This is a genomic window from Parvibaculum sp., from assembly GCF_030651915.1.
Taxonomy (GTDB): Bacteria; Pseudomonadota; Alphaproteobacteria; order Parvibaculales; family Parvibaculaceae; genus Parvibaculum.
On sequence record NZ_JAUSBV010000010.1, the window covers coordinates 1 to 19,686 of the forward strand.

Annotated in this window: 33 protein-coding genes and 1 pseudogene; 32 read left to right on the forward strand and 2 right to left on the reverse strand. The window is 61.9% G+C overall.

The annotated features are described in order from the left end of the window. The 29 genes and pseudogenes from tuf to Q7V31_RS13990 form a co-directional block, all read left to right on the forward strand. A pseudogene (gene tuf, locus Q7V31_RS13850) lies at positions 1–141 on the forward strand (elongation factor Tu); the annotation flags it as partial. Positions 142–224: 83 nt separating this feature from the next. Beyond that, positions 225–533 carry a 30S ribosomal protein S10 gene (gene rpsJ / locus Q7V31_RS13855; protein ID WP_012111657.1) on the forward strand — a complete coding sequence of 103 codons (309 nt, stop codon included), beginning with the start codon at positions 225–227 and terminating at the stop codon, positions 531–533. 39 nt (positions 534–572) lie between these two features. Then, a complete protein-coding gene (gene rplC / locus Q7V31_RS13860; protein ID WP_304735157.1) occupies positions 573–1,334 on the forward strand; it encodes a 50S ribosomal protein L3 in 762 nt (253 codons plus the stop codon). Next, positions 1,334–1,954, forward strand: a complete 621-nt coding sequence (gene rplD, locus Q7V31_RS13865; protein ID WP_304735158.1) for a 50S ribosomal protein L4 — start codon at positions 1,334–1,336, stop codon at positions 1,952–1,954. Before rplC ends, rplD begins: the two co-directional genes overlap by 1 nt. Continuing rightward, entirely contained in the window at positions 1,951–2,241 is a 291-nt protein-coding gene (locus Q7V31_RS13870; RefSeq protein ID WP_304735159.1) for a 50S ribosomal protein L23, read from the forward strand. Before rplD ends, Q7V31_RS13870 begins: the two co-directional genes overlap by 4 nt. Positions 2,242–2,245: 4 nt before the next feature. Continuing rightward, a complete protein-coding gene (gene rplB, locus Q7V31_RS13875) occupies positions 2,246–3,082 on the forward strand; it encodes a 50S ribosomal protein L2 (protein ID WP_304735161.1) in 837 nt (278 codons plus the stop codon). A gap of 11 nt (positions 3,083–3,093) precedes the next feature. Continuing rightward, the gene (gene rpsS, locus Q7V31_RS13880) at positions 3,094–3,372 is read left to right on the forward strand and encodes a 30S ribosomal protein S19 (protein ID WP_304735163.1); all 279 of its coding nucleotides are present in this window, start codon (positions 3,094–3,096) and stop codon (positions 3,370–3,372) included. A gap of 3 nt (positions 3,373–3,375) precedes the next feature. Further along, on the forward strand, positions 3,376–3,756 hold the full coding sequence (gene rplV, locus Q7V31_RS13885; RefSeq protein ID WP_304735164.1) for a 50S ribosomal protein L22: 381 nt from the start codon (positions 3,376–3,378) through the stop codon (positions 3,754–3,756). Beyond that, entirely contained in the window at positions 3,756–4,466 is a 711-nt protein-coding gene (gene rpsC, locus Q7V31_RS13890) for a 30S ribosomal protein S3 (protein ID WP_304735165.1), read from the forward strand. The genes rplV and rpsC overlap by 1 nt, the downstream gene beginning before the upstream one ends. Positions 4,467–4,499: 33 nt before the next feature. After that, positions 4,500–4,919 (forward strand): 50S ribosomal protein L16, encoded by a 420-nt coding sequence (rplP, locus tag Q7V31_RS13895; RefSeq protein WP_304735166.1) that lies wholly within the window; start codon positions 4,500–4,502, stop codon positions 4,917–4,919. Between the two features lie 47 nt (positions 4,920–4,966). Continuing rightward, positions 4,967–5,173, forward strand: coding sequence for a 50S ribosomal protein L29 (gene rpmC / locus Q7V31_RS13900; RefSeq protein WP_304735167.1), 207 nt, complete (start codon positions 4,967–4,969; stop codon positions 5,171–5,173). Positions 5,174–5,183: 10 nt separating this feature from the next. After that, on the forward strand, positions 5,184–5,420 hold the full coding sequence (gene rpsQ / locus Q7V31_RS13905) for a 30S ribosomal protein S17 (RefSeq protein WP_304735169.1): 237 nt from the start codon (positions 5,184–5,186) through the stop codon (positions 5,418–5,420). A 46-nt stretch (positions 5,421–5,466) separates the two neighbouring features. Further along, the gene (gene rplN, locus Q7V31_RS13910) at positions 5,467–5,835 is read left to right on the forward strand and encodes a 50S ribosomal protein L14 (protein ID WP_304735171.1); all 369 of its coding nucleotides are present in this window, start codon (positions 5,467–5,469) and stop codon (positions 5,833–5,835) included. Beyond that, positions 5,835–6,152 (forward strand): 50S ribosomal protein L24, encoded by a 318-nt coding sequence (gene rplX, locus Q7V31_RS13915; RefSeq protein ID WP_304735172.1) that lies wholly within the window; start codon positions 5,835–5,837, stop codon positions 6,150–6,152. The genes rplN and rplX overlap by 1 nt, the downstream gene beginning before the upstream one ends. Beyond that, on the forward strand, positions 6,145–6,702 hold the full coding sequence (gene rplE, locus Q7V31_RS13920) for a 50S ribosomal protein L5 (RefSeq protein ID WP_304735173.1): 558 nt from the start codon (positions 6,145–6,147) through the stop codon (positions 6,700–6,702). The genes rplX and rplE overlap by 8 nt, the downstream gene beginning before the upstream one ends. 44 nt (positions 6,703–6,746) lie before the next feature. Then, positions 6,747–7,052 carry a 30S ribosomal protein S14 gene (rpsN, locus tag Q7V31_RS13925; protein WP_304735175.1) on the forward strand — a complete coding sequence of 102 codons (306 nt, stop codon included), beginning with the start codon at positions 6,747–6,749 and terminating at the stop codon, positions 7,050–7,052. A gap of 11 nt (positions 7,053–7,063) precedes the next feature. Beyond that, positions 7,064–7,462: a 30S ribosomal protein S8 gene (gene rpsH / locus Q7V31_RS13930; RefSeq protein ID WP_304735176.1), complete on the forward strand. Its 399-nt coding sequence runs from the start codon at positions 7,064–7,066 to the stop codon at positions 7,460–7,462. 47 nt (positions 7,463–7,509) lie between these two features. Beyond that, entirely contained in the window at positions 7,510–8,043 is a 534-nt protein-coding gene (gene rplF / locus Q7V31_RS13935) for a 50S ribosomal protein L6 (RefSeq protein WP_304735178.1), read from the forward strand. A 13-nt stretch (positions 8,044–8,056) separates the two neighbouring features. Beyond that, on the forward strand, positions 8,057–8,413 hold the full coding sequence (rplR, locus tag Q7V31_RS13940) for a 50S ribosomal protein L18 (protein WP_304735180.1): 357 nt from the start codon (positions 8,057–8,059) through the stop codon (positions 8,411–8,413). 12 nt (positions 8,414–8,425) lie between these two features. Beyond that, complete coding sequence (gene rpsE / locus Q7V31_RS13945) at positions 8,426–8,980, forward strand: 30S ribosomal protein S5 (protein WP_304735181.1); 555 nt, start codon at positions 8,426–8,428, stop codon at positions 8,978–8,980. A 23-nt stretch (positions 8,981–9,003) separates the two neighbouring features. Continuing rightward, positions 9,004–9,207: a 50S ribosomal protein L30 gene (gene rpmD, locus Q7V31_RS13950; RefSeq protein WP_304735182.1), complete on the forward strand. Its 204-nt coding sequence runs from the start codon at positions 9,004–9,006 to the stop codon at positions 9,205–9,207. Positions 9,208–9,247: 40 nt separating this feature from the next. Next, on the forward strand, positions 9,248–9,727 hold the full coding sequence (rplO, locus tag Q7V31_RS13955; protein WP_304735183.1) for a 50S ribosomal protein L15: 480 nt from the start codon (positions 9,248–9,250) through the stop codon (positions 9,725–9,727). A gap of 70 nt (positions 9,728–9,797) precedes the next feature. Next, a complete protein-coding gene (gene secY / locus Q7V31_RS13960) occupies positions 9,798–11,129 on the forward strand; it encodes a preprotein translocase subunit SecY (RefSeq protein ID WP_304735184.1) in 1,332 nt (443 codons plus the stop codon). Further along, complete coding sequence (locus Q7V31_RS13965) at positions 11,126–11,716, forward strand: adenylate kinase (protein ID WP_370690663.1); 591 nt, start codon at positions 11,126–11,128, stop codon at positions 11,714–11,716. The genes secY and Q7V31_RS13965 overlap by 4 nt, the downstream gene beginning before the upstream one ends. Before the next feature lie 177 nt (positions 11,717–11,893). Beyond that, a complete protein-coding gene (gene rpsM / locus Q7V31_RS13970; RefSeq protein WP_304735185.1) occupies positions 11,894–12,262 on the forward strand; it encodes a 30S ribosomal protein S13 in 369 nt (122 codons plus the stop codon). Positions 12,263–12,330: 68 nt separating this feature from the next. Beyond that, positions 12,331–12,720, forward strand: coding sequence for a 30S ribosomal protein S11 (rpsK, locus tag Q7V31_RS13975; RefSeq protein WP_304735186.1), 390 nt, complete (start codon positions 12,331–12,333; stop codon positions 12,718–12,720). A 96-nt stretch (positions 12,721–12,816) separates the two neighbouring features. Next, the gene (locus Q7V31_RS13980) at positions 12,817–13,890 is read left to right on the forward strand and encodes a DNA-directed RNA polymerase subunit alpha (RefSeq protein ID WP_304735187.1); all 1,074 of its coding nucleotides are present in this window, start codon (positions 12,817–12,819) and stop codon (positions 13,888–13,890) included. Between the two features lie 56 nt (positions 13,891–13,946). Continuing rightward, a complete protein-coding gene (rplQ, locus tag Q7V31_RS13985; protein WP_304735188.1) occupies positions 13,947–14,366 on the forward strand; it encodes a 50S ribosomal protein L17 in 420 nt (139 codons plus the stop codon). Positions 14,367–14,548: 182 nt separating this feature from the next. Beyond that, positions 14,549–16,006, forward strand: a complete 1,458-nt coding sequence (locus Q7V31_RS13990) for a Do family serine endopeptidase (RefSeq protein WP_304735189.1) — start codon at positions 14,549–14,551, stop codon at positions 16,004–16,006. Here Q7V31_RS13990 and bfr read toward each other — a convergent pair. Further along, entirely contained in the window at positions 16,003–16,485 is a 483-nt protein-coding gene (bfr, locus tag Q7V31_RS13995) for a bacterioferritin (protein ID WP_304735190.1), read from the reverse strand. The genes Q7V31_RS13990 and bfr overlap by 4 nt on opposite strands. Before the next feature lie 133 nt (positions 16,486–16,618). After that, positions 16,619–16,825: a bacterioferritin-associated ferredoxin gene (locus Q7V31_RS14000; protein WP_304735191.1), complete on the reverse strand. Its 207-nt coding sequence runs from the start codon at positions 16,823–16,825 to the stop codon at positions 16,619–16,621. A gap of 186 nt (positions 16,826–17,011) precedes the next feature. Between Q7V31_RS14000 and Q7V31_RS14005 the strand changes: the two genes are divergently transcribed. The 3 genes from Q7V31_RS14005 to Q7V31_RS14015 are packed head-to-tail and all read left to right on the forward strand — an operon-like array spanning position 17,012 to position 19,685. Beyond that, the gene (locus Q7V31_RS14005) at positions 17,012–18,316 is read left to right on the forward strand and encodes a replication-associated recombination protein A (protein WP_304735192.1); all 1,305 of its coding nucleotides are present in this window, start codon (positions 17,012–17,014) and stop codon (positions 18,314–18,316) included. Continuing rightward, a complete protein-coding gene (crcB, locus tag Q7V31_RS14010; protein WP_304735193.1) occupies positions 18,313–18,696 on the forward strand; it encodes a fluoride efflux transporter CrcB in 384 nt (127 codons plus the stop codon). Before Q7V31_RS14005 ends, crcB begins: the two co-directional genes overlap by 4 nt. Beyond that, positions 18,693–19,685 carry an RluA family pseudouridine synthase gene (locus tag Q7V31_RS14015; RefSeq protein ID WP_304735195.1) on the forward strand — a complete coding sequence of 331 codons (993 nt, stop codon included), beginning with the start codon at positions 18,693–18,695 and terminating at the stop codon, positions 19,683–19,685. Before crcB ends, Q7V31_RS14015 begins: the two co-directional genes overlap by 4 nt. Position 19,686: the final 1 nt, after the last annotated feature.

The window sequence follows — 19,686 nt, forward strand, 5'->3', positions numbered from 1 at the left end:
GAGATGGTGATGCCGGGCGACAATGTGAAGATGAACGTGACGCTGATCGCGCCGATCGCGATGGAAGAGAAGCTCCGCTTCGCCATCCGTGAAGGCGGTCGTACCGTCGGCGCCGGCGTCGTCTCGAAAGTGTTGAAGTAAACGAAGTCGACGGGGCGCGGTCCGACCGCGCCTTCACTTTTCAAGTCGCGAAAGCGCAGGGCCGAGAGGCACAGGGACCGAAAATGCAAAGGCAGAAAATTCGCATCCGGTTGAAGGGATTTGATCATCGTGTGCTCGACGTATCGACACGCGAGATCGTCAACACGGCAAAACGCACCGGTGCTCAGGTGCTTGGTCCGATCCCGCTTCCGACCCGGCTCGAAAAGTTCACGGTGCTTCGCGGCCCGCATATCGACAAGAAAAGCCGCGAGCAATTTGAAATTCGGACACACAAACGTGTGCTCGACATCGTAGATCCCACCCCTCAGACGGTCGATGCGTTGATGAAGCTCGATCTTGCTGCCGGTGTGGACGTCGAGATCAAGCTTTAAGACGTGCTTGCTCTCGAAACAGAACGAGGAATGGGACCCATGCGTTCCGGTGTGATTGTCAAAAAGGTCGGTATGACCCGTCTCTTCATGGAAGACGGTCGTCATGTCCCGGTCACGGTGCTGAAGCTCGACAACTGTCAGGTTGTCAGTCAGCGCACAGAAGATAAGAACGGCTACACGGCTGTCCAGCTTGGTGCTGGTCGGGCCAAAGCCAAGAACGTGCCGAATGCGCAGCGCGGTCAGTTCGCGCGCGCCGAGGTGGAGCCGAAGCTGGAACTCGTTGAGTTTCGTGTGACGCCGGACAATCTGCTCGATATCGGCGTGGAAATCACAGCCGATCATTTCGTGGCGGGACAGTATGTCGACGTCAGCGGCACCTCGATCGGCAAGGGCTTTGCGGGCGTCATGAAGCGCCACAATTTCGGCGGCCTGCGCGCCACGCATGGCGTGTCCGTGAGCCATCGTAGCCACGGCTCGACCGGTCAGAACCAGGATCCGGGCAAGGTCTTCAAGGGCAAGAAGATGGCCGGCCACATGGGCGCGACGCGCGTCACCACGCAGAACCTCGAGGTCGTCCGCACGGACGCCGAGAAGGGCCTGATCATGGTCAAGGGCGCGGTGCCAGGTTCGAAGGGCGGCTGGGTGCTGCTGCGCGATGCGGTGAAGAGCAAGTTGCCGGACAGCGTGCCGATGCCGGGCGCGTTCCGCCGCAACGGCGAAGTGGCCGCGGCGCCGGCGACTGAAGAAGCGCCTGCCGCCGCCGATGTGGCGGATGCCGGTGCCGAGAAGGAAGGTGCGTGATGAAGGCCGACGTTAAAACTCTTGCGGCCAAGAGTGCCGGCACGGTCGAGCTGACGGACGACGTGTTCGCGCTCGAGCCCCGCGCCGACATCCTGCATCGGATGGTGACGTATCAGCTCGCCAAGCGGCAGGCCGGTACGCACAAGACCAAGGGCCGTTCCGAGATCGCGCTGACGGGCAAGAAGTTCGTCAAGCAGAAGGGTTCGGGCGGTGCGCGTCACGGCGATCGCAAAGCGCCGCAGTTCCGCGGTGGCGGCAAGGCTTTTGGTCCGGTTGTGCGCAGCCATGCGATCGATATGCCGAAAAAGGTTCGGGCTCTGGCGCTGAAGTTGGCGCTGTCGGCCAAGGCCAAGAGCGATAACCTCGTCATTCTCGACGAAGCAAAACTCAAGGACCCGAAGACCAAGGCGGTGAAGGACGCGTTTGCCAAGCTCGGTCTCAAGTCGGCGCTGATCGTCGATGGTGCGGAGCTTGACGACAACTTCGCGCTCGCGGCGCGCAACGTTCCGAATGTGGACGTGCTGCCGGTCCAAGGCATCAACGTCTACGACATTCTGCGCCGTGAGACGCTGGTGCTGACCAAGGCCGCGGTCGAAAGCCTGGAGGCTCGCTTCAAATGAACGCGCATCTTTATGACATCATCCTGTCGCCGGTGATCACCGAAAAGGCGACGATGGCTTCGGAAGCCAATCAGGTCATTTTCAAGGTGGCTCCGAAGGCAACGAAGCCGCAGGTCAAGGAAGCGGTCGAAAAGCTCTTCGATGTGAAGGTGAAGGCGGTCAATACGCTGATCCGGAAGGGCAAGACCAAGCGGTTCCGCGGCATTGCGGGACGGCAAAGCGATTTCAAGAAAGCGATCGTGACCCTTGAAGATGGTCATTCGATCGATGTGACGACCGGGCTCTGAAACCATGGCATTGAAAAAATATAAACCGACCAGCCCCGCGCAGCGCGGTCTTGTGCTTGTCGACCGTTCGGGCCTCTACAAGGGCAAGCCGGTCAAGGCGCTGACCGAAGGCCTGACGAAGTCGGGTGGCCGCAACAACCACGGTCGCATCACGGTGCGGTTCCGCGGTGGTGGGCACAAGCGTAGCTATCGCATGGTCGACTTCAAGCGCTCGAAGTTCGATATGCCGGCGACAGTCGAGCGGCTCGAATACGATCCGAACCGCACGGCGTTCATCGCGCTGATCAAATATGCGGATGGCGATCTCGCCTATATCCTGGCGCCGCAACGGCTTGCTGCCGGCGATACGGTCGTGTCGGGAAGCCGCGTCGACGTAAAGCCGGGCAATGCCATGCCACTGGCCAATATTCCAGTCGGCACCATCGTCCACAATGTGGAGATGAAGCCGGGCAAGGGTGGGCAGATCGCGCGGTCAGCGGGCACTTATGTGCAGCTCGTTGGGCGCGACCAGGGGTATGCGCTTCTGCGCCTTTCGTCAGGCGAACAGCGGATGGTCCCGGCCACATGCATGGCGTCGATCGGCGCGGTGTCGAACCCGGATCATTCGAACATCACGATTGCCAAGGCGGGTCGTAATCGCTGGCTCGGCAAGCGCCCACATGTGCGCGGCGTCGTGATGAACCCGGTCGACCATCCGCATGGTGGCGGCGAAGGCCGTACATCCGGCGGCCGTCATCCGGTCACGCCGTGGGGCAAGCCGACAAAGGGCAAGAAGACGCGTGCCAACAAGGCAACGGACAAGTACATCGTTCGTAGCCGTCATCAGAAGAAGAAGGGTTAAGGGAGCTCGATATGGCGCGTTCTGTCAAAAAAGGCCCCTTCGTGGATGGCTACCTTCTGAAGAAGGCAGAAGCCACACGCGGTTCGGGCCGCAAGGAAGTCATCAAGATGTGGAGCCGTCGTTCCACGGTCCTGCCGCAATTTGTTGGTCTGACCTTCGGTGTCCACAACGGCAAGAAGCACATTCCGGTTCTCGTGACTGAGGACATGGTGGGGCACAAGTTCGGTGAGTTCTCGCCGACGCGGACCTATTTCGGACACACGTCCGACAAGAAATCGAAGAAGGGCTAAGTCATGGGCAAAGCTGCTACAAAGCGTCGCCTGCCCGAGAACGAAGCGCAGGCCGTTGGCCGGATGCTCCGGGTGAGCCCGCAGAAGCTCAACCTCGTTGCGCAGCTCATTCGCGGCAAGAAGGTCGATACGGCGATCGCCGATCTCACTTTCTCACGCAAGCGGATTGCGAATGATGTGAAGAAGGTTTTGCAGAGCGCGATTGCGAATGCGGAAAACAACCACGATCTCGATGTCGACGATCTCGTCGTCGCCGAGGCTTATGTGGGCAAGAATCTGGTCATGAAGCGCTGGCATGCGCGGGCGCGCGGGCGCGTCGGCCGTATCGAAAAACCGTTCAGCCAGATCACGATCGTGGTTCGGCAAGTCGAGGAGCAAGCCTGATGGGTCACAAGGTCAATCCGATAGGGCTGCGCCTGGGCATCAACCGGACCTGGGATTCGCGCTGGTTCGCCGGCCGCCAGGAATACGGCAAGCTGCTGCACGAAGACATCAAGATCCGTGAGATGCTGAGCAGTCAGCTGAAGCAGGCTGGGGTCTCGAAGATCGTGATCGAACGTCCGCACAAGAAGTGTCGTGTGGCGATCCATACAGCGCGTCCGGGCGTCGTGATCGGCAAGAAGGGCGCTGATATCGAGAAGCTGCGCAAGGACATTGGCAAGATCACGGCATCCGAAGTGCATCTCAACATTGTTGAAGTGCGCAAGCCGGAAATCGACGCGACGCTGGTCGCCGAGAATATCGCACAGCAGCTCGAGCGCCGCGTGGCGTTCCGCCGGGCGATGAAGCGGGCCGTGCAGTCGGCCATGCGGCTTGGTGCGGGTGGTATCCGCATCAACTGCGCCGGTCGCCTCGGCGGTGCCGAAATCGCGCGTACGGAATGGTATCGCGAGGGTCGCGTGCCGCTGCACACGCTGCGCGCCGATATCGATTACGGCGTGGCAACGGCGAAGACGGCCTATGGCACCTGCGGTGTCAAGGTCTGGATCTATAAGGGCGAGATACTGGAGCACGACCCGATGGCTTCCGAGCGCCGTGCGCTCGAAGGCGGCGGCGATGGTGGTGGCCGTCAGCGTCGTGAAGAGCGGGCCTGAGCCCCGAAGAACTGAGCGAAGAGAGTTTCGACCATGTTGCAACCGAAGCGCACGAAGTTCCGCAAGGCCCACAAGGGCCGTATCCATGGCAAAGCCAAGGGTGGAATGAATCTCGACTTTGGGGCTTTCGGCCTCAAGGCGCAGGAGCCGGCCCGCATCACCGCGCGGCAGATCGAGGCGGCGCGCCGTGCGATCACGCGTCATATGAAGCGCGCGGGTCGTGTGTGGATCCGGATTTTCCCGGATGTGCCGGTGTCCTCGAAGCCGACCGAAGTCCGTATGGGCAAGGGCAAGGGCGCGCCGGAATATTGGGCGGCACGCGTGAAGCCGGGCCGGATCATGTTCGAGATCGACGGTGTGTCGCTCGCGGTCGCCGAAGAGGCGATGCGCCTTGGCGCCGCAAAGCTCCCGATCAAGACGCGCTTCGTTGCGCGTCCTGGCGAGCACGCCTGAGACTAACGACCCCCGCCGACAGGCGGATCGAATGAAAGGGTAAGGCCATGAAGGCCAGTGAAGTGAAAGATATGACGCCGGACCAGCTCGACGATGAGCTGCTCAAGCTGAAGAAGACGCAGTTCAATCTGCGATTCCAGGGCGCGAGCGGGCAGTTGGAGAAGGTTCACCAGATGCGTCAGGTGCGCCGCGACATCGCGCGCGTCAAGACCATCCAGCGCCAGCGCGACGCCGCGCAGGCGAACAAGGGCTGAGGATACCGAAATGCCGAAGAGAATCCTTCAGGGTGTCGTGGTCAGCGACAAGAATGAAAAGACAGTCGTGGTGAATGTCGAACGCCGCTTCAAGGACCCGCTCCTTAAGAAGATCGTGCGCAGTTCGAAGAAGTATCACGCGCATGACGAGAACAAATCGGCGAAGGTCGGCGATCTGGTGAAGATTCGCGAGTGCCGCCCGATTTCGAAACTGAAGAAATGGGAAGTTTTTACGGACGAGGCCTGATCCTTTTCGGATTTCAGGAACCGGTTCGAGCAAGGCGGATGAAGTTATGATCCAGCAAGAGACAAACCTGGAAGTGGCCGACAACTCGGGTGCGCGTCGTGTGATGTGCATCAAGGTGCTCGGCGGCTCCAAGCGGAAGTACGCTTCCGTTGGCGACATTATTGTCGTCAGCATCAAGGAAGCGATTCCGCGCGGCAAGGTTAAGAAGGGCGACGTCATGAAGGCGGTCGTTGTGCGCACGGCGAAGGATATCCGCCGCGCCGATGGCAGCGTCATTCGCTTCGACCGCAACGCGGCCGTTCTGATCAACGCCCAGGGCGAGCCGATCGGGACACGTATTTTCGGGCCTGTGACCCGCGAACTGCGCGCGAAGAACCATATGAAGATCGTATCGCTCGCGCCGGAGGTGCTTTGATGGCTGCGAAGATTAAAAAGGGCGACAAGGTCGTCGTTCTGACAGGCAAGGATAAGGGCAAGAAGGGCGCTGTGATCGCCGTCTTCCCGAAGGAAGAACGCGCGCTCGTGCAGGGCGTCAACATGGTCAAGCGCCACGAAAAGCCGTCGCAGACGACGACAGGCGGTATCGTGACGCGTGAAGCGAAGGTGCATTTGTCCAATCTGGCGATCCAGGATCCGAAGACGGGCGATGCGACGCGAGTTGGTTTCAAGACGCTGGACGACGGCCGCAAGGTCCGCTTTGCCAAGGCGTCGGGAGAGACGATCGATGGCTGAAGCTCAGTATATCCCGCGGCTCAAGGTTCAGTATCTGGACAGCATCCGTCCCGAGCTGACCGAGCAGTTCAAGTACAAGAACATGCTCCAGGTGCCGCGGCTCGACAAAATCGTGCTCAACATGGGTGTGGGCGAGGCCGTCGGCGACTCGAAGAAGATCAAGAGTGCTTTCGAGGACCTGCAGTCGATTGCCGGACAAAAGCCGGTCGTCACCAAGGCAAAGACCTCGATCGCGACCTTCAAGTTGCGTGAGGAGATGCCGATCGGTGTCAAGGTCACGCTGCGCAAGGATCGCATGTACGAATTCCTCGACCGGCTGGTGACGATCGCGCTACCGCGCGTGCGAGACTTCCGGGGCCTGAATGCGAAGAGCTTTGACGGGCGTGGCAACTTTGCCATGGGCCTCAAGGAGCACATCGTGTTCCCGGAAATCGACTACGACAAGGTCGATCAGGTTTGGGGCATGGATATCATCGTGTGTACGACGGCGAAGACGGATGACGAGGCGCGTGAGCTGCTTCGGAAGTTCAACTTCCCCTTCACGAAATAAGTTTTTTGAGCGGTTCGCGAATGGCGAATCCGACGGAGGTTTGAATGGCTAAGAAGAGCGCCATAAATCGGGATCAGAAGCGGCGCAAGCTGACGGCAAAGTTTGCCGCCAAGCGGGCGAAGCTGAAGGCCGCCACGAAAGACGATGCGCTTTCGATGGAAGACCGGTTTCAGGCGCAGCTCAAGCTCGCCGAGTTGCCGCGCAATTCGTCCAAGACCCGTATTCACAACCGCTGCGAGATCACGGGTCGCAGCAAGGCCTATTACCGCAAGCTGCGCATGTCGCGTATCGCCCTCCGGGACCTCGCGTCCAAAGGGCAGATCCCCGGCATGGTGAAGTCGAGCTGGTAGGAGAGACACGAATGACGATGACCGATCCTCTTGGCGATATGCTCACACGCATCCGCAATGCTCAGCTTCGCGGCAAGAGCAAAGTGGTAACGCCGGCCTCGAAGCTTCGTGGCTGGGTGCTGGATGTGCTTGCCGACGAAGGCTTTATCCGAGGCTATGCGCGTGTCGAATATCCGGGCGGCAAAAGCGATTTCGAGATCGAGCTGAAATACAATGAAGGCGCGCCGGTCATCCAGATGATCGAACGTGTTTCGACGCCGGGCCGGCGTGTTTATTCGTCGGTGAAGACCATGCCGACGGTGCACAACGGTCTCGGCATTTCGATCCTCTCGACGCCAAAGGGCATCATGTCCGACAACGCGGCGCGGGAACAGAATGTTGGTGGCGAGGTGCTCTGCCGCGTCTTCTAGAGGCGCGGGCGGCAATCGACGAATGCAGACGACAGGAAACAGAGACCATGTCGCGAATTGGTAAGTACCCCGTCGGAATCCCCAAAGGGGTGACGGTGACACTGAGTGGCCAGGAAGTGGCCGTGAAGGGTCCGAAGGGTGAGCTGAAGCTCACGCTGGTGGATGATGTTACGATCGAGCAGGGCGAGGCGGGGCTGACCGTGCGCCCGCGGGATGACTCACAGCGCGCCCGCGCGATGTGGGGGCTTTCGCGCACGCTGGTCGAAAATCTGGTTGTCGGTGTGACCGATGGCTTTACGAAGACGCTCGAGATCAATGGCGTCGGCTATCGTGCGGCGATTCAGGGAAAGAACCTGCAGCTCAATCTCGGCTTTAGCCATGATGTGATCTATCCGATCCCCGCGGGCATCGACATCAAGTGCGCCAAGCCGACCGAGGTCACGATCAGCGGCATCGACAAGCAGCAGGTCGGTCAGGTGGCGGCGGAAATCCGCGGCTATCGTGGTCCGGAACCCTACAAAGGCAAGGGCGTGAAGTACGCCGGCGAATATATCTTCCGCAAGGAAGGCAAGAAGAAGTGAGCGGATGCGCGCCATGAGCAAATTGAAAAACACCTCCCAACGCCGTGCGATGCGCAATCGCAGCAAGCTCGCAAGGGTTGCGACCGAGCGGCCACGACTTTCGGTGTTCCGTTCGTCGAAGCACATCTATGCGCAGGTCATCGACGACCGGCGCGGGATCACGCTGGCTGCTGCATCGACGCTCGACGAGAAATTCGGCAAGAAAGCCGGCGCCGATGTATCGGCAGCCGGAGAGGTTGGCAAGCTCGTCGCCGCGCGTGCGAAAGAAGCGGGTATCACCGATGTCGTCTTCGATCGCGGCGGCTACATCTATCATGGGCGCGTCAAGGCGCTCGCTGAGGGCGCCCGCGAAGGCGGCCTCAACTTCTAAGGGATTCAAGCTGTGGCACGTAAAGAAAACAGGGATCGGGACGAGCGCGACGGCGAATTTGTCGACAAGCTGGTCCACATCAATCGCGTCGCCAAGGTCGTGAAGGGCGGTCGGCGCTTCGGCTTTGCGGCGCTTGTCGTGATCGGCGACCAGAAGGGTCGGGTCGGCTTTGGCCATGGCAAGGCGCGCGAAGTTCCCGAAGCGATCCGCAAGGCGACGGAGTCGGCCAAGCGGGCGATGATCCGCGTGCCGCTGCGCGAGGGCCGGACGCTGCATCACGATGTCGACGGACGTCATGGCGCGGGCCGCGTTGTTCTGCGCGCCGCACCGCCCGGCACCGGCATCATTGCCGGTGGCCCGATGCGTGCTGTGTTCGAGACTCTCGGTGTCCAGGACGTGGTGGCAAAGTCGCTCGGTTCGAGCAATCCCTACAATATGGTGCGCGCGACCTTTGACGCGCTGAAGAACGAGGAAAGCCCGCGCATGGTTGCGGCGCGCCGCGGCAAGAAGGTCAGTGAGATCGTTGGCCGCCGTACGGATGCCGCCACCGAGGCGAGCGCCGAGTAAGGCCCGAGAAGAGGAAGCGAGCGATGTCAGCGAAGAAGACCGGCGACAAGACAGTGACTGTGCAGCAGATCGGAAGCCCGCTTCGGCGCGAGCCTTCGCAGCGGCAAACGCTGATCGGGCTCGGCCTCAACAAGATGCGGCGTACACGGACGCTGGAAGATACCGCCGCCGTGCGCGGCATGATCAACAAGGTTGCCCATCTCGTCCGCGTCGTGGACGAGGCTTAACCGGCAACAGGGTCGGACAACAGGCTCACGAGGCATTTCGATGAAATTGAATGAAATCACCGACAACGAAGGCGCGCGCAAGTCGCGTATCCGCGTCGGCCGCGGCATCGGCTCCGGCAAAGGCAAGACCGGCGGTCGTGGCGTGAAGGGCCAGAAGTCCCGCACCGGCGTCGCGATCAAGGGCTATGAGGGCGGCCAGATGCCGATCCACATGCGCCTGCCGAAGCGCGGCTTCAAGAATCTCTTCCGGCTCGACTACAACGCGGTCAATCTCGGTCGCGTCCAGGTTGCGGTCGATGCCGGCAAGCTCGACAAGGGCGCGACGGTCGATGCGGCGGCGCTCGTCGCCGCTGGCGTCATTCGGCGCGCCAAGGACGGCGTCCGGTTGCTTGCCAAGGGCGAACTGACAACCAAACTTAATTTCGAAGTGGCCGGTGCATCCGCAAGCGCGGTGACCGCGGTTGAAAAGGCTGGCGGGTCAGTCAAAGTGAGCGTGCCGGCTCGGGTTGCCGCCGAATAAGACGATCTGGGGAGCGGGCACTCTCTTTCATATGCGCGCACATGGTTCCGGTGTGCACAGGGTGAGATGAATGGCATCAGCAGCTGAACAGCTCGCGGCAAATCTTAACTTTGCCGCCTTCGCGAAAGCGACCGAGCTGAAAAAGCGCATCTGGTTCACACTGGGTGTGCTGATCGTCTATCGTCTCGGCACCTATGTGCCGCTGCCTGGCATTGACCCGCTGGCGCTGGCGCGTATTTTCGAGCAGCAGCAATCGGGCCTTCTTGGCGTTTTCGACATGTTTGCCGGCGGTGCTGTCGGCCGCATGGCGATCTTTGCTCTTGCGATCATGCCCTATATTTCCTCGTCGATCATCATGCAGCTGATGACGACGGTGTCGCCGCACCTCGCCCAGCTCAAAAAAGAGGGCGAACAGGGCCGCAAGCAGATCAATCAGTACACGCGCTACGGCACGGTTATCCTTGCCGCGCTTCAGGGCTACGGGATTGCCGTGGGCCTTGAAGGAGCGCAAGGCGTTGTCATCGATCCCGGGGTCTTCTTTCGCATGACCACGGTTATCACGCTGGTTGGCGGCACGATCTTTCTAATGTGGCTCGGCGAACAGATCACGGCACGCGGCGTCGGCAACGGCATTTCGCTGATCATCTTCTCCGGCATTGTGGCGGAGTTGCCGCGGGCATTGGCCGGCACGCTGGAGCTTGGACGTCAGGGCGCGCTATCGACCGTTATCATCCTTTTCCTCGCTGTGATGGTTGTGGTCGTCATCATGATCATCGTTTTCGTCGAGCGCGCGCAGCGTCGGTTGCTGGTTCAATACCCCAAGCGCCAGGTCGGCAACAAACTCTATGGTGGCGACAGTTCGCATCTTCCGCTGAAGCTCAACACGGCCGGCGTCATCCCGCCGATCTTTGCGTCGTCGCTGTTGCTGTTGCCCATGACGATCGCCAATTTCAGCTCAGGTCAGGGGCCGGACTGGCTCAACACCATGACGGCCATGCTCGGGCATGGTCAGCCGCTTTATATTGCGCTTTATGCGGCCGGTATCATCTTCTTTGCCTTCTTCTATACGGCGATCGTTTTCAACCCTGCAGACACGGCCGACAACCTCAAGAAGTATGGTGGTTTCATTCCAGGCATCCGCCCCGGACAGCGTACGGCCGAGTATATCGACTTCGTGCTGACCCGATTGACGGCTGTCGGCGCCGTGTATTTGACCATTGTCTGTCTGCTGCCGGAGATTCTGATCTCGCAATACAAGGTGCCGTTCTATTTCGGTGGTACCTCGCTCCTGATCGTTGTCAGCGTGACGATGGACACGGTATCGCAAGTCCAGAGCCATCTGCTCGCGCACCAGTATGAAGGACTGATCAAGAAATCGAAGCTGCGCGGGGGCAAGCGATGAGGTTGATCCTGCTTGGACCGCCTGGTGCCGGCAAGGGGACGCAGGCGAAGCGTCTCGAAGACAAGTACGGCTTCATCCAGCTTTCGACCGGGGACATGCTGCGGGCGGCGGTCGCTGCCGGGTCCGATGTCGGCAAGCAGGCCGAGGCTATCATGGCGCGCGGCGATCTGGTGCCGAACGAGGTGGTCGTCGGGATTATTGCCGAGCGGATATCTCAGCCGGATGCGGTAAAGGGCTACATCCTCGATGGGTTCCCGCGCAATGTGGCCCAGGCTGAAGCACTCGATGCGATGCTGGCAGGCCGGGGTGCGGGGCTCGACGCGGTGGTGGAGCTTGGCGTCGATGACGGCATTCTGCTGCAGCGGATTGAAACCCGCGCGGCGGAAACCGCCGGAGGCCCGCGGGCCGATGACAATGCCGAGGCGCTGGCGAAGCGCCTCAAGGTCTATCACGAGCAGACGGCGCCGCTGGTCGCCTATTACAAGACCAAGGGAACGCTTCGGACCGTGGACGGCATGAAGGATATGGATGAGGTGACCCGCCAGATCGAGGCGGCCCTCGGGCTTTCAAACAGGAATGGGAAATAGCTTAAGCGGTTGACTGGGAAAAAGTAAATTCTATAATCCCGGCCTTCGCGACGGTACTTTCAGGGCAAATGACGGTCTGGGCCGAAAAATGGCGGAATTCCGCGGTTTTCGGGCGCTCCCAGTCGGCATTTTACGCAAGTGCCGTGTCAGGCGATTCCCGAAGTTTAGGAGAAGAACGTGGCTCGTATCGCTGGTGTCAATATCCCGACCAACAAGCGGGTGGTCATTGCACTGACCTATATTCACGGCATTGGCGACACCAAGGCGGTGGAGATTTGCGGCAAGGTCGGTATTCCGGCCGAGCGCCGCGTCAACGAGCTGACCGATGCCGAGGTTATCCAGATCCGCGAAGCGATCGACAGCGATTATATGGTCGAGGGCGATCTGCGGCGCGAAGTGGCCATCAACATCAAGCGGTTGATGGATCTTGGCTGCTATCGTGGCCTCCGGCACCGCAAGGGCCTGCCGGTCCGCGGCCAGCGGACACACACCAATGCCCGCACCCGCAAGGGGCCGGCCAAGGCGATTGCCGGCAAGAAGAAGTAACGCCCTTAGGACATTAGAGCCGGGGCGCGTTTCTTGCGGCTCCCGCGTGACACGAAGGTTTAGGACGGATGGCGAAGGAAAAGACGCGCGTCAAGCGCAAGGAACGAAAGAATATCTCATCGGGCGTTGCCCATGTGAATTCGACGTTCAACAACACCATGATCACCATTGCGGATGCGCAGGGCAATGCGATTGCATGGTCGTCCGCCGGGATGATGGGTTTCAAGGGCAGCCGCAAGTCGACGCCCTTCGCCGCGCAGATGGCCGCGGAAGATGCGGGCAAGAAGGCCATGGAGCACGGCATGCGGACCCTCGAAGTCGAGGTTTGCGGTCCGGGTTCGGGCCGCGAGTCGGCGCTCCGCGCGTTGCAGTCGGTCGGCTTCACCGTCACGACGATCCGCGACGTGACGCCGATCCCGCACAACGGCTGCCGCCCGCCCAAGCGGCGTCGCGTCTAGGCTGGTATCTGGCCGGCAGCCCCTCGGGGTCTTTACCGGTCACGTCCGCTCGCACGATTGAATGGTGGGGTGGACGTTAAAGAGATCAGGTGGCGGATGTCTCCCGCCCGGTGCGTTCGCAAGGCGCGCCGCAAACGACACGAGGTTATCAACGTGATCCAGAAAAACTGGGAAGAGCTTATCAAACCGAACAAGCTCGAGATCAATCCGGGCCATGACGCGCAGCGTTTTGCGACCGTCGTCGCCGAGCCGCTGGAGCGCGGCTTTGGCCTGACGCTGGGCAACTCGCTTCGCCGCGTTCTGATGTCGTCGCTGCAGGGCGCAGCCGTCACCGCTGTCCAGATCGACGGTGTGTTGCACGAGTTTTCGTCGATCGCCGGTGTGCGCGAAGACGTGACCGATATCGTTCTGAACATCAAGCAGCTGGCGCTGCGCCTTCACGCTGAAGGCCCCAAGCGCATGTCGCTGACGAAGAAGGGCCCGGGCGTTGTCACGGCTGGCGATATCACAGTCGGCGCCGACATCGAGGTGCTCGATCCCGATCTCGTGCTCTGCACACTCGACGAGGGCGCTGAAATCCGCATGGAATTCACCGTCGCACTCGGCAAGGGTTATGTAGCGTCGGATCGCAATCGTCCGGAAGATGCGCCGATCGGCCTGATCCCGGTCGACAGCCTCTACAGCCCGGTGCGCCGCGTTTCCTACAAGGTCGAGAACACCCGTGAGGGCCAGATTCTCGACTACGACAAGCTGACCATGCAGATCGAGACCAACGGCGCCATCACGCCGGAAGACGCGGTCGCCTATGCCGCGCGCATCCTGCAGGACCAGCTCCAGACCTTCGTCAATTTCGACGAGCCGGAGCAGAAGCATGTCGAGGAGAGCCGCCCCGAACTCGAGTTCAATGCGGCGCTTCTGAAGAAGGTGGACGAGCTCGAACTTTCGGTGCGCTCGGCCAACTGCCTGAAGAACGACAACATCGTCTATATCGGCGACCTGATCCAGAAGACGGAAGGCGAGATGCTTCGCACGCCGAACTTTGGCCGCAAGTCGCTGAACGAGATCAAGGAAGTGCTGGCGCAGATGGGGCTCCATCTCGGCATGGAAGTGCCGAACTGGCCGCCGGAGAATATCGAAGAGCTGGCCAAGCGCTACGAAGACCAGTACTGAGTTTCAAGATGAACGCCGCGTCCCGGTGACGCCGCAGGTAACGAGGAGAAGGGCACATGCGTCACGGAAATTCCGGCCGCAAGCTCAACAGGACGGCAAGCCATCGCAAGGCCATGCTGGCGAACATGGCGATCGCGCTCATCAAGCATGAGCAGATCGTCACGACGCTGCCCAAGGCCAAGGAGCTTCGTCCCTATGTCGAGAAGCTGGTGACGTTGGGCAAGCGGGGCGATCTTCATGCACGCCGCCAGGCCTATGCGGCGTTGCCGGACAAGGTCTGGGCCGCAAAGCTGTTTGATGTGCTGGGCCCGCGTTACCAGGAACGCGCTGGCGGCTATATCCGCGTCCTCAAGGCCGGCTTCCGGCATGGTGACAGCGCGCCGATGGCCGTGATCGAGTTTGTCGATCGCGACGAGAGCGCCAAGGGTCAGGATTCCGGTCCGGTGCAGGTCGGGGCCGAAGACGAAGTCGCCTGATCGGCCGTTCAATCGTTGAATTAAAAAGGGCAGCTCCCGGCATCTGGGTGCTGCCCTTTTCATTAACCGTGCCGTTTTCGGTCATTTCGGTCTTGTCAGCGCGGTCTTGAGCACACAGAATTTCGTCGGCGGTGTGTCCGGGCTGGGGATCGATTACCCGTCCTTTTGTAAGGGCGCGGGTCATGGTGGTTGAGATGTTGTCCGAGTCTTCCTGGGCCGGTGTATTTTCGATGGCGCTGGCCGCAATCGTGCTGACGGCGGCCCTGGCGTTTCTGTCTTTCGGCGCAGCCGCGCAGGAGCGGCATTTGCCCGGTAGCCGCGCCGAAGTCCAGCTTTCCTATGCGCCGGTCGTCAAGCGCGTCGCACCCGCCGTGGTCAACGTTTACACCAAGCGCGTCGTGCAGGAGCAGGCCCGCTCGCCCTTCGCCAACGATCCCTTCTTCCAGCAGTTCTTCGGCAACCGTTTCAGCTTTGGCGTTCCGCGCGAGCGCGTGCAGCAGTCGCTGGGCTCTGGCGTCATCGTCGACCCCTCGGGCCTTATCGTCACCAATCACCACGTCATCAAGGGCGGGCAGCAGTTCACGGTGGCATTGTCGGACCGGCGCGAGTTCGACGCGCAACTGGTGCTCGCCGACGAGCGCACCGATCTCGCGGTGCTGAAGATCGACACCGGGCGGCAGCAACTACCGCATCTTGTCTTCAAGGATTCCGATACCATCGAAGTCGGCGATCTCGTGCTCGCGATCGGCAATCCGTTCGGCGTTGGCCAGACGGTGACGAGCGGCATCGTCTCGGCACTGGCGCGCACGCATGTCGGCGTTTCGGACTACCAGTTTTTCATCCAGACGGATGCCGCAATCAATCCCGGCAATTCGGGCGGTGCGCTGGTCACGATGGATGGCGGTCTCGTCGGCATCAACAGCGCCATCTATTCGCAGACCGGCGGCAGCATCGGCATCGGCTTTGCGATCCCCTCCAACATGGTCGAAAGCGTCGTCGCCTCGGCGCGCGACGGCGGTCATGTCAAACGGCCCTGGTTCGGTGCGCAATTGCAGGCCGTCGACAGCGATCTCGCGCAGTCGCTCGGGCTCGACCGGCCGGGCGGTGGCATTGTGCGCGATGTGCATCCGGGCGGTCCGGCCGACAAGGCAGGCTTACGCGTCGGCGACGTCATCCGCTCGATCGACGGCTTCGACGTCGATGATCCGCAAGCCGTGCGCTACCGGTTTGCGACCAAAGGCCTCGGCGGTCAGGTGCGGATCGGCTATCTGCGCGACGGCCGGGCGCGCGAGGCGCAAGTGGCGCTGATCGCGCCGCCCGAGGAGCCGGCGGCCGAAGAGACCGAAATCACAGGGCGCAATCCCTTCGCCGGTGCGACGGCAGCCAATCTTTCGCCAGCCGTTGCCGATCGCCTGGGCCTCGATACGATGAGCGCACGCGGCGTTGTCGTCACCAATGTCGGCGTCGGCACGCCGGCGGGGCGCATGCAGCTGCAGCGCGGCGATATCGTTGTCGAGGTGGCGGGAACGCGGATTGCGACCGTGCGCGACCTTGTCCGCGTCACGGCGACACCGCGCGCCCAATGGGATTTCTCGATCAAGCGCGGCGAGCGCACCTTCCAGGCGACGGTCGGCGGCTAGCTCGCGTCCCCGCCGCCCATCTGCGATTGCAGGTAATTCTCCAGCCCGACCTTCTTCACCAGATCAAGCTGCGTTTCGAGGAAGTCGATGTGCTCTTCCTCGTCCTCCAGAATGTCCTCGAAGATTTCGCGGCTGACATAGTCGCGCGCCTGCTCGCAATGGGCGATCGCTTCCTTGTAAAAGGCGTGGCCGGCATATTCGAGCTTCAGGTCGCATTCCATGCATTCGACGACATTCTCGCCGATCAGCAGCTTGTCGAGGTCCTGCAGGTTCGGCAGGCCCTCAAGGAACAAGATGCGCTCGATCAGCTTGTCGGCATGCTTCATCTCGTCGATCGATTCGTGATATTCGATCTCGCCGAGCTTCGTGAAGCCCCAGTTCCTGAACATCCGTGCATGCAGGAAATACTGGTTGATGGCCGTCAGTTCGAGCCTCAGGGCCTTGTTCAGATATTCGATGACCTTGGCGTCGCCGCGCATGTGCCGCTCCTTGTGACTCGGGATGCGACATGGTCGTCCCGCGCGTGCGCGGCGTCAAACGCAATTCGAAAAAAATCGAACGGCGACAAATAGTTGCGAATGATCTTGAGAGTGTCTCGCGAAAGTGGCGGTGTCAGTCGGCGGCGGCCATCAGTCCGGCGAGTGTTTCGTCGGCGCGCGCTTCGGCGATCAGTTCGGCCAGAGAGGGCAGGCAGCGGCCACATTGCGGCTTGCAGCCCATGGCGCGGTGGAGCGCGGCGGGCGTGTCGACATGCGGCGCGCCAGCGAGCGTCTCGCGGACGGTCTGGCAGTTCTTGGCATTGCACACGCAAACGATCATCTGGGTCGTTTCCTGCCGGCTTGTCGCTTGTTGGCCCGGGGGAGTCCCGGGCGCCCTTCAAAGTGTCAAATCTGCGAATGGTTTGCAATATCGTTGTGAATGCGAATCCCTTGCAAAATTGTCGCAGGGGCAAGCGGGCCCTGCAGGGTCGATGAGGGCGGCCCCGAAACGTGCTAAACAGCGCCCATGAGCAATCTTTTCGAGGCGGCGGGGATGGATGAGGGGGCGCCGCGCCCGCTCGCCGACCGGCTGCGCCCGAAGGTTCTGGAGGAGGTCGTCGGCCAGGAGCACCTGATCGGGCCGAAGGGCCCCCTGGGGCGGATGCTGGCCGCCGGGCACCTCTCCTCGATCGTCTTCTGGGGCCCGCCCGGCACCGGTAAAACCACCATCGCCCGCCTGCTGGCGGATCGGGTCGGCCTGCATTTCGAGCCGATGTCGGCGATCTTTTCGGGCGTTGCCGACCTCAAGAAGGTCTTCGAGGCCGCCCGCGCCCGGCGCTCGACCGGCAAGGGCACGCTGCTGTTTGTCGACGAGATCCACCGCTTCAACCGCGCCCAGCAGGACGGTTTCCTGCCGGTGATGGAAGACGGCACCGTCACGCTGGTCGGCGCCACCACCGAGAACCCCTCTTTCGAGCTCAATGCGGCGCTGCTGTCGCGCGCACAGGTGCTGGTGCTCAACCGGCTCGACGATGCGGCACTCGAAGAGCTGCTGACCCGTGCCGAAGCCTTCTACGAAAAGAAACTGCCGCTGACCGACGACGCCCGCGCCTCGCTTCGCGCGATGGCGGACGGCGACGGGCGCTATGCGCTCAATCTCGCCGAAGAAGTCTTCGCGCAGGCGCCCGAGGCGCCGCTCGATACCGGCGAACTGATCGCCGCCGTCCAGCGTCGCGCGCCGCTTTACGACAAGGGCCGGGAAGGGCACTACAACCTCATCAGCGCGCTCCACAAGTCGATCCGGGGATCGGATTGCGATGCGGCGCTCTACTGGCTGGCCCGCATGCTGGCGGGCGGCGAAGATCCGCTCTATATCGCGCGGCGTCTGGTGCGCGCGGCGATCGAGGATATCGGCCTTGCCGACCCGGAAGCCGTGCATCAGGCGCTGGCCGCGAAAGACGTGTTCGATTTCCTCGGCGCGCCGGAAGGCGAGCTGGCGCTGGCGCAGGCGGTGATCTATCTGGCCACCGCGCCGAAATCGAATGCCTCCTATGCCGCCTTTGGCGCGGCGAAGCGATCCGCGCGCGACACCGGCTCCGTCGCACCGCCGGCCCATATTCTCAACGCGCCGACGAAACTGATGAAAGACCTTGGCTACGGCGCCGGATATGAATACGACCACGATGCGCCGAACGCTTTTTCCGGGCAGGACTATTTCCCCGCGGAAGTCGGCCGCCAGAATTTTTACCGGCCCGAGGAACGCGGTTTCGAGCGCGAGATCGGCAAGCGGCTTGCTTACTGGCAGAAGCTGAGAGAGGAACGGCAGGGATGAACAGTCTGTTTGCGGTCGCCGCCGGCGGCGCCATCGGCGCCTCGGCGCGCTATCTCTTCAACCTTCAGGCGCTGCGGCTGCTTGGGCCCAATTTTCCGTGGGGCACATTCGGCGTCAACATCGTCGGCTCGCTGCTGATGGGCCTTCTCGCCGGCGCCTTCGCGCTGAAATACGATTTCTCGCCCGAAATGCGCAGCTTCCTGACCACCGGCATTCTCGGCGGCTTCACCACCTTCTCGGCCTTTTCGCTCGACGCCGCCAACATGATCGAACGCGGCGACATCGGCCTTGCCGGTCTCTACATGGCAGGCTCGGTCGTTGGCGCCGTCGGCGCACTTTTCGTCGGCCTGTGGATCGCACGCATGTTGTTTTCGGCATGAAAGAAGTCGCGCAGATCGGCGTCACCGCCGACGAGGACGGCATCCGCCTCGACCGCTGGTTCAAGCGGCGTTTCCCGGCGCTGACCCATGGCCGCCTTGAAAAGCTGCTGCGCACCGGCCAGGTGCGGGTCGATGGCGCACGCGCCAAGGCCAGCGCGCGGCTTGCCGCCGGCCAGACCGTGCGCGTGCCGCCTTTGGGAGAAGAGGCGGAGAAGCCGGCGCCGAAGACGGAGCCGGCGCTGAACGACAAGGATGCGGCCTTTGTCCGTTCGCTGGTGATCCACAAGGACAAGTCGCTGCTGGTGCTCAACAAGCCGGCCGGGCTTGCCGTGCAGGGCGGCACCAAGACCGAGCGTCACCTCGACGGCATGCTCGATGCGTTGCGCTTCGAGGCGAAGGAGCGCCCGCGCCTTGTCCATCGTCTCGATCGCGACACCTCGGGCGTCATCGTGCTGGCGCGCAGCGCCAAGGCTGCCGCCGCGCTTGGCCGTGCCTTCCAGCAGAAGGACGCGCGCAAGATCTACTGGGCGCTGGTCATCGGCACGCCAAGCCCGCTGCAGGGCACGATCGACCTTGCGCTGGCCAAGCAGGGCGGACCGCGCGCCGAGCGCGTTTCGCCGGCCGAACACGGCGATGAGGGCGCGCAGCACGCCGTCACGCATTATTCGGTCGTCACCAGCATCTCGACCAAGTTCGCCTGGGTTGCCTTCATGCCGCTGACGGGCCGCACGCACCAGATCAGGGCGCATGCGCGTGCCATCGAGGCGCCGATTGTCGGCGACGGCAAGTATGGCGGCATCACCGCGCATCCGGGCGGCGAAATCCCGCGCCAGCTTCATCTCCATGCCCGCTCGATCGACATTGCCCATCCCGAAGGCGGCCGCTTCTTCATCGAGGCCGAATTGCCGCCGCACATGAAGAAGAGCTGGAAGCTGCTCGGCCTTGAGGAGCGCGACGCCGAGGGCGCGTTTGACGGGCTGGAGGGGTAGC

Coding starts and splice junctions, on each gene's coding strand:
- rplB (WP_304735161.1), top strand. CDS start 2,246: ATGGCATTGAAAAAATATAAACCGACCAGCCCCGCGCAGCGCGGTCTT.
- rplE (WP_304735173.1), top strand. CDS start 6,145: ATGGCTGAAGCTCAGTATATCCCGCGGCTCAAGGTTCAGTATCTGGAC.
- rplQ (WP_304735188.1), top strand. CDS start 13,947: ATGCGTCACGGAAATTCCGGCCGCAAGCTCAACAGGACGGCAAGCCAT.
- rplP (WP_304735166.1), top strand. CDS start 4,500: ATGTTGCAACCGAAGCGCACGAAGTTCCGCAAGGCCCACAAGGGCCGT.
- rplD (WP_304735158.1), top strand. CDS start 1,334: ATGAAGGCCGACGTTAAAACTCTTGCGGCCAAGAGTGCCGGCACGGTC.
- rplO (WP_304735183.1), top strand. CDS start 9,248: ATGAAATTGAATGAAATCACCGACAACGAAGGCGCGCGCAAGTCGCGT.
- rpsS (WP_304735163.1), top strand. CDS start 3,094: ATGGCGCGTTCTGTCAAAAAAGGCCCCTTCGTGGATGGCTACCTTCTG.
- rpsK (WP_304735186.1), top strand. CDS start 12,331: ATGGCGAAGGAAAAGACGCGCGTCAAGCGCAAGGAACGAAAGAATATC.
- bfr (WP_304735190.1), bottom strand. CDS start 16,485: ATGCGCGGCGACGCCAAGGTCATCGAATATCTGAACAAGGCCCTGAGG.
- Q7V31_RS14005 (WP_304735192.1), top strand. CDS start 17,012: ATGAGCAATCTTTTCGAGGCGGCGGGGATGGATGAGGGGGCGCCGCGC.
- Q7V31_RS13870 (WP_304735159.1), top strand. CDS start 1,951: ATGAACGCGCATCTTTATGACATCATCCTGTCGCCGGTGATCACCGAA.
- Q7V31_RS13980 (WP_304735187.1), top strand. CDS start 12,817: ATGTCTCCCGCCCGGTGCGTTCGCAAGGCGCGCCGCAAACGACACGAG.
- rpsH (WP_304735176.1), top strand. CDS start 7,064: ATGACGATGACCGATCCTCTTGGCGATATGCTCACACGCATCCGCAAT.
- rpsJ (WP_012111657.1), top strand. CDS start 225: ATGCAAAGGCAGAAAATTCGCATCCGGTTGAAGGGATTTGATCATCGT.
- Q7V31_RS13965 (WP_370690663.1), top strand. CDS start 11,126: ATGAGGTTGATCCTGCTTGGACCGCCTGGTGCCGGCAAGGGGACGCAG.
- rpsN (WP_304735175.1), top strand. CDS start 6,747: ATGGCTAAGAAGAGCGCCATAAATCGGGATCAGAAGCGGCGCAAGCTG.
- rplF (WP_304735178.1), top strand. CDS start 7,510: ATGTCGCGAATTGGTAAGTACCCCGTCGGAATCCCCAAAGGGGTGACG.
- rpsQ (WP_304735169.1), top strand. CDS start 5,184: ATGCCGAAGAGAATCCTTCAGGGTGTCGTGGTCAGCGACAAGAATGAA.
- rplV (WP_304735164.1), top strand. CDS start 3,376: ATGGGCAAAGCTGCTACAAAGCGTCGCCTGCCCGAGAACGAAGCGCAG.
- rplR (WP_304735180.1), top strand. CDS start 8,057: ATGAGCAAATTGAAAAACACCTCCCAACGCCGTGCGATGCGCAATCGC.
- rplN (WP_304735171.1), top strand. CDS start 5,467: ATGATCCAGCAAGAGACAAACCTGGAAGTGGCCGACAACTCGGGTGCG.
- rpmD (WP_304735182.1), top strand. CDS start 9,004: ATGTCAGCGAAGAAGACCGGCGACAAGACAGTGACTGTGCAGCAGATC.
- secY (WP_304735184.1), top strand. CDS start 9,798: ATGGCATCAGCAGCTGAACAGCTCGCGGCAAATCTTAACTTTGCCGCC.
- Q7V31_RS14000 (WP_304735191.1), bottom strand. CDS start 16,825: ATGATCGTTTGCGTGTGCAATGCCAAGAACTGCCAGACCGTCCGCGAG.
- rplC (WP_304735157.1), top strand. CDS start 573: ATGCGTTCCGGTGTGATTGTCAAAAAGGTCGGTATGACCCGTCTCTTC.
- rplX (WP_304735172.1), top strand. CDS start 5,835: ATGGCTGCGAAGATTAAAAAGGGCGACAAGGTCGTCGTTCTGACAGGC.
- crcB (WP_304735193.1), top strand. CDS start 18,313: ATGAACAGTCTGTTTGCGGTCGCCGCCGGCGGCGCCATCGGCGCCTCG.
- Q7V31_RS14015 (WP_304735195.1), top strand. CDS start 18,693: ATGAAAGAAGTCGCGCAGATCGGCGTCACCGCCGACGAGGACGGCATC.
- rpsC (WP_304735165.1), top strand. CDS start 3,756: ATGGGTCACAAGGTCAATCCGATAGGGCTGCGCCTGGGCATCAACCGG.
- rpmC (WP_304735167.1), top strand. CDS start 4,967: ATGAAGGCCAGTGAAGTGAAAGATATGACGCCGGACCAGCTCGACGAT.
- Q7V31_RS13990 (WP_304735189.1), top strand. CDS start 14,549: ATGGTGGTTGAGATGTTGTCCGAGTCTTCCTGGGCCGGTGTATTTTCG.